We start from the raw sequence: 15,079 nt of genomic DNA, 5'->3' as shown, positions 1-15,079 counted from the left end.
TGCTTTAAAACAGCCCCCATACTTTACAAACTCTGGCTGAGTTGTATTAGTTATGGTGGGCCGTGTCACCCTCTATTAGGCATGGCTACGGGCAGTTACGCCCGCTGTTGCTGTTGGTGTACTTTCAGTCTCGGTTGCTGCACCTTTTGGCGGTTTGATTATCAACGTCAGCAGCAAGGAAAGTACTGACAGCACCGCGATAACCATAAAGGTCGCCTGATATCCACCCAGTTGTGCGGCAATAAACGAACCTGCCAGAGCACCCAAACCAAACCCTTGATAGATGACACCGTAGTTTTTACTGTGATTTTTCAGACCGAAGAAGTCGCCGACAATCGCCGGGAACACCGTAATATTGCCGCCGAAGCAGAAGGCTATCGCCCCGACACACAAGAAGAACAGCGCATGAGTCAGTGGAACAAAACTCAACACGGATACCGCTAATGTGGTGACCAGCAAGGTGAAGCTGATTACGCGCAGACGGCCCACTTTGTCTGATAGTGCGCCAAGGATAATGCGCCCGGCGGTATTAAAGATGGCAATGGCTGAAACGGTGTTGGCTGCCGTCACCAAGTCCATTCCTGCCAGTTGTACGCCTAAATCTTTCACGATACCAATCAGATATAAGCCACTCATACATGCGGTGAAGAAGATGATAAATAAGAAGTAAGACTCTTTAACCGCCAGCATCTCTTTGACACTAAAATCACGCCCGGCACGGGCGGTTTGCAGGCTGTTATTGACCTGTGGTGCCACTGCTTTCTCTTGTAGCAGGAAAGAGCCAGCCCCTACTAATACCATCACGATGAGGCCCCAGTAGAAGAATGCCAGCGACACTCCTTGGTTGGCAATCAGACTGGCATTTACATATTTGAACAATAAGCTGCCGGTACCAAATGCCCCCACTGAAATACCGGAAATCAGCCCTTTACGTTCCGGGAACCATTTGATCAGATTCGACAGGGTGGTGATGTAGGCGGTGCCATCGGCGAAACCGACCACGATACCAGCCAATAGATAAATCATTCCTAATGATGTGGCAAAAGAGCTGGCAATCAGGCCCAAACCAAGAATGATACCGGAAAGTAACGTCAGTTTACGGATACCTATGCGCTCTTGCAGGCGGCCAGCAAACAGAGTGGCAATAGCGAGAGAAAAACTGGTAATGGAAAATGTGGTTGCAACTGCCCCTAACGACCAACTGAACTTCTCTCCCAGTGGCTGATTAAATAAGCTCCAGGTATAGATAGTTCCCAACCCCATTTGAACAATGATGGTACCCGCAACAATTAGCCAACGATTTACCGGTTTACTGCTCATGCCGGACTCCTTAAACATCAATGCAATGTGGCCCGAATATGGCTATTGCGAACATAACAATGATTTGCAATCGCGTCGGAAGCCAAAGATTACGCGCTGATGGGGCACCGGAAATCTTGTCTTGAGGTGTTATCAGCCCGCCGAATGAAACCAGTATACGGGCGGGCTAATCACTATAGATCGAAAGGGGAATGAGCTGCATTCCACGCGGAATGAAATGCATTTAAAGACGCATCAGTTGCCTGAATTCTTTTATCTTGCTGCGGCTGACAGGGACTTCAAAGTCCAAATCACTGAGCCGCAGAATATAGGTATTATTAAACCACGGCACAATTTCACGGATTTTGGCTAAATTGACACAATAGGAGCGATGGCAGCGGAAGAAGTACTCCTCCGGTAGGCGGCTGAAAAATTCAGTAATATTCATCGGCATAATGAATTCTTCGCGCCGAGTATAGACCAACGTGACCTTTTCCTGTGCTGCGGCATAATAGATATCATTGATGTCAGTGACGATAATGCGCTCATCTTTCATCAAATTGATGGTATGCGCCGCAGAACGGTGGTTGGTACTGCTGGTCTGTTCTCTATTTTGGTGCTCACGCTTATGCAGCGCTTCGAGTTTTTGCAGCATAGTGACAATACGAGACTCATGATAAGGCTTTAAAATATAGTCAAATGCTTCAATTTCAAAGGCTTCAACGGCATGCTCTTTATAGGCTGTGATAAAGATAATATAAGGCTTATGGGCAAATTTACTGATGTTTTGTGCCAATAACACGCCATCCAATGATGGAATATTGATATCGAGAAAAATAGCATCGACCTGATGGTTTTGCAGGTATTTAAGCACATCCAGCCCATCGTCAAAGGTTGCCTCAATGGTGATGTTGCTGTGCTGGCGAATCAGGTAACTCAACTCTTCTTGAGCCAGAAACTCATCTTCAACAATGATTGCTTTCACGGACTAGACTCCGGCTGGAATATGGGGGTCAGCATGGATTTTGCCGCCATTTTTGCTGATATAAAAAGAGATCTCGGTGCCCGGTTCCATGCGGCGTATCTGTAAACCTTCCCCATACAGTAACTTCACCCGATGATGCACATTGAGTAAACCAATTTTATTGCCCGGCATTTCATTATTCGCCACGCGCTCAATTGTCTCTGGGTTAATACCATTACCGGTGTCTTTTACGGAAATTTTTATTTGGTCGCCACTGTCTTTAACCGCAATGACCACCACACCTTTACCACGACACGGCTGAATGCCATGCACAATGGCATTTTCAACCAAGGGTTGAATTAACAAGCTGGGTATTTTCAGCGCAATATCGTCGTCAATATCATAAATCACAGTTAACTTGCTGCCGAAGCGGGCCTGCTCGATGGCGATATAATCCTGAATTTGATGTAGTTCTTTGCGAATATCAATCTGTTCGTCATTCAGCTCAAGGTTATAACGCAGATAACGGGATAAATTGATGATCAATTGGCGCGCGGTATCTGGATTAATACGAATTGAGGACGAGATAGCATTCAAGGCATTAAATAAGAAGTGCGGGTTAATTTTACTTTGTAGTGCGCGCATTTCCGCTTTATTTGCCATTTCACGCAGTTGTTCTATACGGGAGACTTCAATCTGGGTTGAGATAATTTGTGACAAGCCGACCGCCATCACTTTCAGTGAATAGGTAATTTTATGTGCATGGCAATAGTAGATCTTCAGTGAGCCAGTGACTTCACCTTTTTCCCATAACGGAATAATGATGAGGGAGTGAATTTGTGGCGTGCGATGGACTTCATCATTATTGCGGATAGTAATCTTCCCACACTGAATGCTCTCTTTGGTAATATCACTGATGATCTCATGACCGATATTATAGGCTTCAACGCCCACCCCCACATAAGCCAAAATATGTTGGGTGTCGGTAATGGCGACAGCATCTGCCTTAATATCGGTGCGAATAATCTCACACACACTGCGCAGTGATTCGCCGTTGATATTGCGAAAATAGGGCAGGGTTTTATTGGCGATATCCAGTGCCAGTTTTGCTTGCCGCGCGGCAATAACCTCTTTTTCATCTTCGACACTCTGTACCAGCAGGACAATTAACCCGATACAAACCGCCCCTAAGATCATAGGAATGGCGATTTTAGACACAATATCAATACCTAATGCGGTCGGCCTGGCCCAAATAATCACCAATAGCATGGTGAGTGACTCACAAATCATGCCTGCCAGAATACCGATACTCCATTGCCGCTCTTTCTTTATTTTCAGATTTATATAGCCGGACATTAGGCCGGCTATAATGCTGGTAATCAGACAGGGGATTGATGTAATTCCATCAATATCAATTAAATATCGGTGAGAGCCGGCGATAAGTCCGGTAATGATACCTACCCACGGGCCAAATAAAATACCGCCAGACATGACAGCAATAACCCGAACATTCACTAATGAACCTTCGACGTTAATACCGGAATAAGTACCAAAAATAGCGAACAACGAGAAGATAGCGGTTACCGCTGCCAGTTCCAGTGGTGTGTGCTTCTCTTTTTGCAATAACTGACGAAACAGGTGGGTGCGGGTCAGAAAGAATAAACAAATCAACATTAATGCGGCACGATCAAACACCGCCAGTAGCATTTCAAATATCTGGTGCACACTATTTTCTCTTGGCGACAGCCTTGAATCTTAGTTTGGGGCCATCAGATTCGGCGGCGAATAAGCGGCTAACTATAAGGAAAATGACCGGCAACTGCCACTTTATCCGCGTTATCCGGTAAATCGACGCGGCGGATTGCAGGGGAGTCTGCTGGCGGGTCGCGCCAGCAGAGATAACGTTGAGGAGATTATTTATATCGTTCTTATTGGCAGAGAAACACGGGATTGATAGGAATGTTATTCAGCCATACCCAACTGTTGTTTGCCGAGGGTGGTTAGGTTATCGGCGGTGGCTCTGCCACTGAAATCCACCTCGAAATCATCGGCGGCAAAGTCTGGTGGTGAGCGGCCATCAATAAAACTGGCTAACTGGCGTGGCAGGTATGCGGCGTTCTTGTCGCACCATGGCGCCGCCGCGATATACATGACGTTGCTGTCAAACTCACCATTATGCTCATTTTCCACTGAGTGAATCACGTCGCAATGCCAGAATACCGTATCACCTGCTTCCAAATCTGGAATAGGGGAAATGGCTTCCATTAAAAGAGGATGCCACTGCTCAGAGGCGGATAAAGCGCGCCCTGGTGCTGCACCGCACAGATCATCGTCAGCAACATCATCTTGTAATGCGCGCAGCAGGATATAGGCCATGGCATTAGCGATCGGGATAACATTCAGCGTCCCCGCATGGGTTCGCTGTGGTGTCAGGGCCGTCCAGCCTTGGAAGGTACGGAACATCGAGCACACTGCCGGTGAGGGGAATTCGCGCACTTGTGGGCGGCCTTCAGCGGCGAATGGGTCATACTTCTGCCAGTCACCCGAGAACACGTGGCGGTACACATGACGGAAGTTCTCATCCAACCAGCGCTCTATGGAGCCACCATCAACGTGGGGGGATAGGCCCAGTGACGATGATTTTGGCGGGCGGCGACGGGTCCGGTCGGCATAAGTCACCACCCGGTTAGCATCAAAATGTTGCTTGCCGTTACTCTCGGTTTGCCACAGATTATTTAAGAATACCTGCACCGCATTCATGCGCTGATCCTGGCGAGCCTCAACCTGCGGTGTTGACCAGTAAATTCCGTAAATTTGCGGTTTGCTGGCAGCCAGCGTACCGAAATAGTTATCTTCCGCAGCATTTTTCAGGCGTTCGACGAAATTATTACGTTCGAGATAGTTACCGATTTCACGGTTCCACGCTGCTGCTTTTTCCGTTGGGAAGACACCGAGAATGGCACAGCATCCTCGTTGTTTTATTTGTGCTTTTTGTTCTTCAGTAACGTTACCATTGATAATATCATCGGCATGAATTTGGGGAACAGGGTTCTCACCCTGCGCCAAACTACGGCGGATTTCGGTGACTTGCTGGCGAATATTCTCTTCCACGGCTTGGAAGACCTGCTGATAATCAGGCAGCGCCTGACGTAATTGCTGCTTCACCGCTTTGATTGCTGCGGGAATATCGTTTATTTGTAATGAAGCCATAATACTGATTCTCCGATAGCTGTAGGGGAGGGCCGTGGTAATGGCGCGCGCGATGCTGACCATTTGTTTGTTTTTTGTTATCTTGAAGTGAACATTATTTAAGTAAAATGGAGAAGAATAAAGGGATGAGGTTATGGAAAAATTTCCTCTTTAATATTCTGCGTTCTGTTTATGGCTAACATCTTCAATTCGAGGGAAAAATGTCACCAGTGATCCCGATGTTCAGTAGCTCGCCGATTTCTCTGAGAACACCACAGTTGGTGCTCGAGAGCCTCAAAGAGCAGGATTGGCCGCTGTTTTTACGCTTATACCAAGATCCTGTGGTTCAGCGTTATATGGCAGATCCGATGGATATGGCCGAGATTCGTGAGCGTTTTGAATCACGTTTAACCCCTTGGGAAAAGACCTCCAACCATTGGCTATGTCTGGTGGTTCGTGAACGCGCCAGCGGGCAGAGCATGGGGCTTACCGGCTTTTTGGCTGAATGGTTGCCATTACAGCAAGCTGAAGTGGGTTATGCCATGTTACCGTCCTGCCAGGGCAAAGGTTTTGCCAAAGAATCCTTGTTGGCTGTATTGGCGTTTGGTTTCCAGCAATGTCAGTTTCATAAAATGAAAGCCACGGTTACTGTGGGCAACTATGCTTCACGCGGGTTACTGGAACGCTGTGGTTTTCAGTTGGAAGGGACGTTGCGTGATAATTATCAACTTGGCGGGCAATGGTGTGATGACTGGGTATTAGGGATGCTGGCGAGTGAGTTTGATTCTCAGTAACTTCTCCGATGAGTTAGATATTTGTTACCAGCCACTCGACAGCCCTTTAGCGCTGGGATATGTTCATAAACAGACCATCTGATGGTCAGCGTCGCTCGGACGGTCCGGGCGCTAACGTATCCTCGAGGAAATTATGGCTGAACTCCCTGCTAAGCGTCGTTTTACACGTATTGATCGCCTGCCCCCTTATGTTTTCAATATTACCGCTGAGTTGAAAATGGCGGCCCGCCGTCGCGGTGAAGATATTATTGATTTCAGTATGGGTAATCCCGATGGTCCGACACCACCCCATATCGTTGAGAAAATGTGCAGTGTCGCGCAACGTGAAGACACCCACGGCTACTCAACCTCTCGGGGTATACCGCGGCTGCGTAGGGCCATTTCCAACTGGTACGCCGAGCGTTACCAAGTGGATATTGATCCTGAAACTGAAGCTATTGTCACTATCGGTTCGAAAGAGGGGCTGGCTCATCTGATGCTGGCGACACTGGACCACGGTGATACAGTATTGGTGCCGAATCCTAGCTACCCGATTCATATTTATGGTGCGGTGATTGCAGGGGCGCAAGTTCGCTCAGTCCCATTGACCGAGGGCATTGATTTCTTCTGTGAATTGGAACGTGCGATTCGTGAAACCATTCCTAAACCGAAAATGATGATCCTCGGCTTCCCGTCTAACCCTACAGCACAATGTGTGGAGCTAGAATTTTTTGAACGGGTGGTGGCGTTAGCGAAGCAATACGACGTGCTGGTGGTGCATGACTTGGCCTATGCCGACATTGTATATGATGGTTGGAAAGCGCCGTCAATCATGCAAGTGCCTGGGGCAAAAGACATTGCGGTTGAGTTTTTCACCTTATCCAAAAGCTACAATATGGCCGGTTGGCGTATTGGTTTTATGGTGGGTAACCCGGAATTGGTTAATGCGCTGGCTCGCATCAAAAGCTATCACGACTATGGCACTTTTACTCCGTTGCAGGTGGCGGCAATTGCTGCCTTGGAAGGGGACCAACAGTGTGTTCGTGATATCGCTGAAAAATACCGCCAGCGGCGTAACGTGTTGGTGCGTGGGTTGCATGAGGCTGGTTGGATGGTTGAAAACCCCAAAGCGTCGATGTATGTCTGGGCGAAAATCCCAGAGCCTTACGCCCATTTAGGCTCACTCGAGTTTGCCAAGCGCCTGTTGTCTGAGGCAAAAGTCTGCGTTTCGCCGGGGATAGGATTCGGTGATTACGGTGATACTCATGTCCGTTTCGCCTTGATTGAGAATCAGGACCGGATCCGTCAGGCGGTGCGCGGAATTAAGAGTATGTTCCGTACTGATGGTTTGCTGAAACCGAGTAAAGCGGTTTCAGGTGACGGTATCTAACCCCGCGCTTACCATCAACTAAATAGCTAACTCTCTATTCTGATCGGCGACCCACGCTGTCCGGTCAGAATAAAGTACCTTGTGTTCAAAACGTTATCCGCCCTCCTTAATGTTTTCTTCATCTATTTTGCACCATACTGATTATTAACTTGATGAAGTCAGTGGAGCACCACAATGAGAAATCGCTATTCACTCCCCCAAATAACCCTGCACTGGCTGACGCTAGTGATGATCATTCTGACTTATGCCGCCATGTTACTCAGTGACACGGTACCGGATGAAGATCGTACATTAGTGAAAAATCTGCATTTCAATTTTGGTATTTCTGTCTGGCTACTGATGTTGGTGCGACTGTGGTTGCGCCAGCGCAATATAACACCAGCGATCACCCCAAGGTTACCTAACTGGCAGTTGTTAGGGGCGCAGATTATGCATTGGGGTCTGTATTTAATGTTCTTATCATTACCGGTGCTGGGGGTGTTGGCTCAGGCTTATGGTGGGAAAACCTGGTTCTTGCTGGGGTGGCAGGTACCGCAGTGGGTAACACCGGATGATGTCGCGCGTGGTTATCTTAAGCAGACTCACGAGCTAATTGCCAATTTAGGCTATTTTGTGATTGGCGCTCACGCACTGGCCGCGCTTTATCATCACTATATTCGCCGGGATGATACATTACGCCGAATGATGCCAGGAAAATGATAAAGGGCGCGAATGCGCCCTCTATACGATGTCAGATTGTGGATGGTTCGAGTTAATATTACTCGACCATCATCATGAAGGTGCCAACCCAAACCACCAACATAATAGAGATACCCATAAAGAAATATTTCACTGAACAACTCCCCTTGGAGCTACCTCGCCAGTAACGATCCAAATTGCTGTGCTACGTTTACCCTTGTTACTTAAAATTACAGTGGTGTTCGCTACGTTCACTCACCCGAGTCACTGACTGATGTCAGCTTGTCGGTATCAACTCACGTTCTGCCTGACTGTAATGCCAAGTTCTTTGGGTATTAAATGTGGACGAATCACGTTTTTAATCAATGGTAGCCATTTCATCACAACTGGCCAGCTATCAATCTGAGATACATCCGAATTGTCGTGCCAGCCTGAGCTAACTCAGTGGTATACGACAGGATCGGGCTAATGTAATCCCAACAGGGAGAAACTTTCAATACTGTAATTTTATGCATTAGATCACGTTTTCGTATATAAACCGCAAATATTGTGAGCCAATGCATTGAAGTGTGAAGCTATTAACGTTTTTTTAAATTATCGCTAAATAACAATTTGTTACTCTCTTGGTTACAATCTAAGCCAATCTGGCCGACGTTAAGACAATCAGCTTATTTTTTTTACCCCGATATTGGCCTCAAAGCCCAGTAAATACAGGGCTTGTTCCAGTGCTTCAACCTTGGAAGCGTAGTACACATCCAGCAGGCGATCCATCTGTGCGGCATTCAAACCGAGCTTGCGCGCCATATCTGCTTTGCGGGTATTGGTGGTTAACATGGCATTGTGTAATTCAGCTTTCAGTCGCACCAGAATGGGCACATGAACTGCAATATCACCCGGTTGCAGCGCTGAGGGGGTGGGGACGGGGCGGCGCTCTTCCATTTCTGCTGCAATACCATTCTTAATACCGTCCTGTGCTTCCAGTTCAATATCCTCCTGAGAGTAGGTCACTGATTCCAATTCAGGGAAGTCGCGATACTGGATGTGGTACTCGCCGCTGGCTTCATCAAGGGCATAATGGGCTGGGTAATGGAACACGGTGTCACTCCTGTGGGGTACAAGCTACTAAAGGTAGTGGCATTGTACTGACATCAGCAGGTCGGGGTTACTTATTTAACGTAGTAGCACTTTGATTCAATCGGCCATTTTGGGTGATGTCAGCCGCATTTCCAGCGCCCTTGCCGGGCATCTGAATGCACACTCACCGCAGCCATCGCACTGCGCTAAAGCCAGTGTCGGCGGCTGGTGAGGCTGCCACACCAAAGCCTGTTTATCACAGTAATCGGCGCAACTGTCGCAGTAGATATAGGTATTTTGACAGATGTTTTCTACGCGAGGGTGCGCCGTAATATGGTAGGTAGAGGGTGATAAAGCACCGGTTTGGCAAGCAGTGGTACAGGCCAGACAACGGCTGCAATATTGGGTAGAAAAATCCAACTCAGGCCGTTGATCGACCATGACTATCAGATGCTCGCCGCAGACGTGCATGCAGGCTTCACAACCCGTACACGTTTGCGTGAAAGCACTTTCAACAATGGCTCCCGGTGGCCTGATTGCGCTCCCCGATGGGAGGGTAAGTGGTTGTTGGCGGGCGCTTTTTAGCAAGCCACGAAATAGCCCACGGCGACTGATGGTGCGGTTTTCCAGATACGCCTTGTAGTAGCGCTCGTCTTTTATCACCGAAATAGCTCACGGGGCTGAGGAAATAGGCCCAGTTCAGTTTGTAAGGTTTTCAGGTAGCACTCGGTGATTTTTGCCAGCAACGGATATACCTGATACTCGGTTTGGCTGTTGGTTACCAGCTCAAGATAGCGATAGGCCCACGGCAGTAAATGCTCAGTGAGCAGTGCTAGCGCGGCTTTATCCGATGGGGGCTTAGTTGTCGGCTGCTGTTCAATTAAATGAACCCATGCCAGTAACATGAGGCCAAATTGATCTTCCGGTTCACGTATCGCACTTTGATTTACCAACCCGAATGTTGACAGGAATTGGCGATATTGCAGGGTGCTCGCCCCCATCAAGATATTTTCTTTATCCAGATAAACAGACCCCCAAGGTGGGGCGGGCATTTCACCTTGTCCCTCAAACAAAATCGAGAAATCATATTCCAGTTGTTCGGGTTGGATACTCGGCATCTGTTGGCAATATCGTGCAATTTTAGCCTGATTCGGCCACGGAAAAATCTCAGCAATCTGTGGCAGTAGTGGCCAAAGGCGCTGTACGGTATCGGACTGTGGTGGATAGTAAAAACAGGCACCTAAAATCCTCGGCAGAGTGGTGTTCAGTAACATCAAAATTTTCTCTCTTCAGGTCCAGCTATCTCAATACGGCTTAGCCGCAGGTATCACGGCTAAGCAGCTATTTGTCAGTAGGCCAATAGAATCAATATGTTAATTTACATTGGCACTTGCCAGAGATTGTAGAAAGCGATACGCCCGGCCAACTCACCGATAACCAGCGCCGAGGCACTGACCGCGAGCGTAACCCGAGGGATCCTGTCTTTCAGTAATGCTGCGGCAGCAACAAAGATACCGAGCGTTAGCAGCAGAATTTGAATTCCCCAAAACAGCGCCTGCTGGCTACTCAGTTCCGCTGAACTTTGACCCAGAAAGCTGAGGTAACCCGGTTTATTCACCAAGGTCACAATGGCACCGACCAGCACGGCTGATGCGCCAAGCTGACGAGCGCCGGTCAGAATAGCGCAAGCGCCGCCCCCGACCAGTACCGTCATCCACAGTTGTAGGGCGGTGTACGAGGTATCCCAATTAGGCACGGTTGTCAGTTGATAAACTTGGGTGATTGACCAGGCGAAGGCCAGGCCGAAGATAACCGTTGCCACATTGCACAGCATTGCCAGTAATGTATTTTTGGCTATGGTTGAGAAAAATACGGTGCCACAGGCCATGGCGACAAACAATCCACTGAGCACTATCTCATTACTCATCGGCGAGCGACCAACACCCAATAGCATGGTGGCGGCGCGCAATGGTTGCCCAACATGCAGTGTGCCAACGATCAGGCCTACCATCATCAGCAGCAGACCGATGATATTGGCTTGTTTGAGTTGTAGTGGCGTGGTCATACCGAGTTTGTGACTCAGTAGCACCAGTGCAAACAACCCGACAGCGGTTTGCCCCAGTACGGTAAAAAACACCAAGGGTAATTCATGCATTTTATACCTCCGCCGGATTTTGGATGCAGCCTGATGTATCACCGGATGGCTTGGCATCACGGTGGCTTCTGATAACCAGATTGGGGTGTGTCAGATGCGCGTGCGGCAATGGCGCAATGGCATTCTCTTCACCGTATTTATCCCTCAATAGTGTGATTTCATCAAAATCTAACGCCCGCTGCGGGCAGGATTCGACACAAACTGGCTTATCACCTGCGGCAACCCGCTGATAGCAGCCATCGCACTTGGTCATTAGTTTCTTCTTGGCATCAAATTGCGGCGCACCATACGGGCAGCGCATCTCGCAATAGCGGCAGCCGACACAGAGATCCTGATTAACCACCACCAAACCATCTTCTTCGCGTTTATGCATGGCACCGGTTGGGCAACCCGTTACGCAGGTAGGTGATGAGCAGTGGTTACAGGCGATAGAGAGGTAGTAGTTAAAGACATTTTGTACCCAGATATTGTTCTGCTGAGTCCAACTGCCGCCGCCATATTCGTAAACCCGACGCAGCTTCGGTCCGAGATCCAACTTCTTCTCATCCTTGCAACTGATTTGGCAGGTCTTACATCCGGTGCACTTGGTGGAGTCGACAAAAAAACCATATTGCTTCATTATTCAACTCCTTATATACGTTTTACTTCAACGAGGTTGGTGTGTTGTGGGTTACCTTTTGCCAGTGGTGACGGTCGCAGTGTTGTTAAGGTATTGATACACCCTCCCACATCAATGCCGTCCTTATTGGTATTTCGCCATGCCCCCTGCGGCACGCTAATAACCCCCGGTAACACCCGTTCGGTAACCTTTGCTGCAATACGCATGCGGCCTCGGCTGTTAAAAATTTCGACCATATCCCCTTGTTGGATACCGCGAGGCTGGGCATCAATGGGGTTAATCCAAAACTGATGTGGTACCGCTTCCCGCAGCATGGCTACGTTATAATAAGAGGAGTGGGTATGGCCTTTGATATGGAAGCCTGTCATCTGCAAAGGGTAGTTTTTCATGGTTTCTACATCGCTAACACCTTCAAAGGTTGGGCAATATTCAGCGACAGCGGTAATGCGATCACCGGGTGCCAGTTGCCACTCTTTTTCCAATGTTGCCAGCGCTTCTGAGTAGATCTCAATTTTGCCAGACGGGGTTTTCAACGGGTGGTTCACAGGGTCATCACGGAAATCTTTTAACGCGATATATTGACTGCTGTCGGCATAAATACGATCGATGATGCCTTGGTCGTTGGTCTGTTCAAAAGGTGGCAAGGCGGGGTTTTTCTCACGCATTTTGTTATAGCTGATTTCAATCCATTCTTGCTGGGTATAGCCTTCGGTAAAGGCATCGCCAATTCCTAACTTGGTGGCAATTTCGGCTAACACATCATAAGACGGGCGGCACTCCCACAGCGGCTCGATCGCATTTTGCAACCGCGTGACGTAGTGATAAGCCCCACTGGCGTAGGAGTTATCAATTAAATCATTTGATTCAACTGAGGTGACATCGGGCAGTAATAAATCAGCATATTTGGCAGAGTTGGTCATGTGGTTTTCCCACACCAAAATAAACTCGCACAGTGATTCATCTTGTAAAATGCGGTGGGTTTTATTCAGATCAGAATGCTGATTGCCGATAACATTACTGGCGTAGTTCCACATAAACTTAATATTGGTATCAAGTTTATCTTTATTCTTCACATGCGCATTTTTCGCTGTCATTTCAGTGCCACGAAAAATAGCATCGGTCCACATAAAGCAGGGAATAGCAGTCTTCACTGGGTTCGGAATACTGAATCCCGGCACCGGATATTTCACATTCCCGCCCCAGGCTCCAGTATTGGTTCCGGCGCGGCCAATATTACCAGTCATCAATGGCAACATCATAATGGCGCGTGCCGCCTGCTCGCCATTAGCACTGCGCTGAATCCCCCAACCTTGTGATATCCATGCTGCACGGGCATTTCCCAACTCACGGGCTAATTGAATAATCTGTGTCGGTGCAATGCCGGTTATCTCACTGGCCCATTGCGGTGTTTTTTCTACCCCATCGTGGCCGTTACCTAAAATATAATCTTTGTAAGAGCTATTGGCGGGGGCTGAGGCGGGTAGTGTTGTGGCATCCCAGCCGACACAATATTGTGCCAGGAAATCTTCATCAGTCAGATTTTCTTTAATTAATACATGCCCTAATGCGGCCACCAGCGCGGCATCGGTACCTGGGAAGATGGGGATCCATTCTGCGTTGAGGGTCGTTACGCTGTCTGTCATGCGTGGATCGATAATAATGACTTTGGCTTTGCTTTGCCCCAGAGCATGAACGGTTTCGATATATTGCCCGCCGCCCGACATCCGAGTCTCTGCCAGATTATGACCAAACATAACCACCAGGTCTGAGTTTTTAATTTCATCCAGCAAAGTTTCGTCTGCATTGCCATAGATATACGGCATTACCGTATTTATTTGGGCGGTGGAATAAGTACCGTGTTGATCGAGAAAACCACCCAGCAAGCTCAGCATTCTTTTACAGGCATTGCGGCCTTGTAAATTAGCGCCGGTCGAACCAGAACCATATTGATAATAAATTGCTTCGTTGCCGTATTGTGCAATGGTTCTTTTTAGATTATCAGCGACAATAGTGGTAGCTTCATCCCAACTAATACGTTTAAATTTACCTTCGCCGCGTTTGCCAACACGCAGCATGGGATATTTGACCCGATCCGGGTTATATGTTTTCCATCTTACCGATCGGCCACGTAAACAGGGGCGAATTTGATGCTCACCAAAGGTAGAGTCATCATAAATTGCTTCATTAGCAATCTTAATAATTTCGCCATTTCTCACATGCACTTTTAGTGGGCAGCGGCTACCGCAGTTGACCAGACAAGCACTGTATTTAACGGTTTCCTCTGTTGTTGCTGCGTGCTCTTCTGGCGCGGCATGTACTGAAAAAGGAAGGGTGATAGAACCGGCAATAGCCGCAGCCCCGGTGACTGCGGCGGATGTTTGAATAAATTCACGGCGGCTTAGTGAGCCGGTGATAGGTCTTTTATTGTTATTCATCGACATTACCTTTGCGGAGGACACTTTTTTAATGAAAAATAAGAAAATTAGGGTTGAGCGGCAATGTCTCACCTTAGGAAATAACTTGTTACTTTTATATGATGTAAATCAATTAAGACGATATAACGGAAATATCGCGCTGTTTTTTGTGAGTGAGGCGAAGGTTATTAATAATTTACCGTAAGATATTAACCATTCCCTATACATAAAATTAATGTATTTATATAAAGTTAGCAGTTGTAATAAAGAATCAATCTCAAATGACCGGGTGCTGTTATTATTTCCATTATTTTATGGGTTAATTTAATTTATCTTTATGATCTTAAGAAAAGTCTTAATAAAGCAACGGCTGTTTTTACCGCTATTCTTTATCACCATAACGGCAATGGTTGGTGGTATTAACCCTAACTAAATAATGGCTAAAATGACATGCTGATCTATTTATCCAGATAAGAGGAGATCTGCATCACGATTCTTATCTCTTCCAGCTTGCAGTCGTGCAT

At 47.6% G+C, this 15,079-nt stretch carries 14 protein-coding genes; 3 read left to right on the top strand and 11 right to left on the bottom strand.

Translation table 11 applies throughout. From position 1 onward, the window contains the following. Window positions 1–75 precede the first annotated feature (75 nt). The 4 genes from Q2T72_RS15440 to Q2T72_RS15425 form a co-directional block, all read right to left on the bottom strand. Window positions 76–1,320 carry an OFA family MFS transporter gene (locus Q2T72_RS15440; protein WP_083163469.1) on the bottom strand — a complete coding sequence of 415 codons (1,245 nt, stop codon included), beginning with the start codon at window positions 1,318–1,320 and terminating at the stop codon, window positions 76–78. Between the two features lie 223 nt (window positions 1,321–1,543). Continuing rightward, window positions 1,544–2,284, bottom strand: coding sequence for a LytTR family DNA-binding domain-containing protein (locus Q2T72_RS15435; protein WP_083163471.1), 741 nt, complete (start codon window positions 2,282–2,284; stop codon window positions 1,544–1,546). Between the two features lie 3 nt (window positions 2,285–2,287). Next, window positions 2,288–3,988, bottom strand: coding sequence for a sensor histidine kinase (locus tag Q2T72_RS15430; protein ID WP_083163474.1), 1,701 nt, complete (start codon window positions 3,986–3,988; stop codon window positions 2,288–2,290). A 237-nt stretch (window positions 3,989–4,225) separates the two neighbouring features. Then, entirely contained in the window at window positions 4,226–5,473 is a 1,248-nt protein-coding gene (locus Q2T72_RS15425; RefSeq protein WP_372569425.1) for a DUF1479 domain-containing protein, read from the bottom strand. A 260-nt stretch (window positions 5,474–5,733) separates the two neighbouring features. On the opposite strand from Q2T72_RS15425, the gene Q2T72_RS15420 reads away from it, so the two are divergent. The 3 genes from Q2T72_RS15420 (at window position 5,734) to Q2T72_RS15410 (ending at window position 8,314) form a co-directional block, all read left to right on the top strand. Beyond that, window positions 5,734–6,246 carry a GNAT family N-acetyltransferase gene (locus tag Q2T72_RS15420; protein ID WP_372569903.1) on the top strand — a complete coding sequence of 171 codons (513 nt, stop codon included), beginning with the start codon at window positions 5,734–5,736 and terminating at the stop codon, window positions 6,244–6,246. Between the two features lie 133 nt (window positions 6,247–6,379). Beyond that, window positions 6,380–7,615 carry an alanine transaminase gene (gene alaC / locus Q2T72_RS15415; RefSeq protein ID WP_083163481.1) on the top strand — a complete coding sequence of 412 codons (1,236 nt, stop codon included), beginning with the start codon at window positions 6,380–6,382 and terminating at the stop codon, window positions 7,613–7,615. A 174-nt stretch (window positions 7,616–7,789) separates the two neighbouring features. Next, a complete protein-coding gene (locus Q2T72_RS15410) occupies window positions 7,790–8,314 on the top strand; it encodes a cytochrome b (RefSeq protein ID WP_083163483.1) in 525 nt (174 codons plus the stop codon). A 58-nt stretch (window positions 8,315–8,372) separates the two neighbouring features. Here Q2T72_RS15410 and ypdK read toward each other — a convergent pair whose 3' ends face one another. From ypdK to Q2T72_RS15375, 7 genes are all read right to left on the bottom strand, one after another. Beyond that, on the bottom strand, window positions 8,373–8,447 hold the full coding sequence (gene ypdK / locus Q2T72_RS15405; protein ID WP_098057507.1) for a membrane protein YpdK: 75 nt from the start codon (window positions 8,445–8,447) through the stop codon (window positions 8,373–8,375). A gap of 509 nt (window positions 8,448–8,956) precedes the next feature. Next, window positions 8,957–9,388 carry a hypothetical protein gene (locus tag Q2T72_RS15400; protein WP_372569424.1) on the bottom strand — a complete coding sequence of 144 codons (432 nt, stop codon included), beginning with the start codon at window positions 9,386–9,388 and terminating at the stop codon, window positions 8,957–8,959. A gap of 96 nt (window positions 9,389–9,484) precedes the next feature. Next, window positions 9,485–10,030 (bottom strand): 4Fe-4S dicluster domain-containing protein, encoded by a 546-nt coding sequence (locus Q2T72_RS15395; protein ID WP_372569423.1) that lies wholly within the window; start codon window positions 10,028–10,030, stop codon window positions 9,485–9,487. Further along, window positions 10,027–10,641 (bottom strand): molecular chaperone, encoded by a 615-nt coding sequence (locus tag Q2T72_RS15390; RefSeq protein ID WP_372569422.1) that lies wholly within the window; start codon window positions 10,639–10,641, stop codon window positions 10,027–10,029. The genes Q2T72_RS15395 and Q2T72_RS15390 overlap by 4 nt, the downstream gene beginning before the upstream one ends. Window positions 10,642–10,745: 104 nt before the next feature. Beyond that, window positions 10,746–11,522: a dimethyl sulfoxide reductase anchor subunit family protein gene (locus Q2T72_RS15385; RefSeq protein ID WP_372569421.1), complete on the bottom strand. Its 777-nt coding sequence runs from the start codon at window positions 11,520–11,522 to the stop codon at window positions 10,746–10,748. Window position 11,523: 1 nt separating this feature from the next. Further along, window positions 11,524–12,141, bottom strand: coding sequence for a DMSO/selenate family reductase complex B subunit (locus tag Q2T72_RS15380; protein ID WP_083163495.1), 618 nt, complete (start codon window positions 12,139–12,141; stop codon window positions 11,524–11,526). 11 nt (window positions 12,142–12,152) lie between these two features. Then, on the bottom strand, window positions 12,153–14,576 hold the full coding sequence (locus tag Q2T72_RS15375; protein ID WP_372569419.1) for a DmsA/YnfE/YnfF family dimethyl sulfoxide reductase: 2,424 nt from the start codon (window positions 14,574–14,576) through the stop codon (window positions 12,153–12,155). Window positions 14,577–15,079 lie beyond the last annotated feature (503 nt).

The sequence above is a fragment of the Yersinia sp. 2466 StPb PI genome, from assembly GCF_041538325.1.
Taxonomy (GTDB): Bacteria; Pseudomonadota; Gammaproteobacteria; order Enterobacterales; family Enterobacteriaceae; genus Yersinia; species Yersinia enterocolitica_E.
This window is presented reverse-complemented; position numbering and strand designations above follow the sequence as displayed.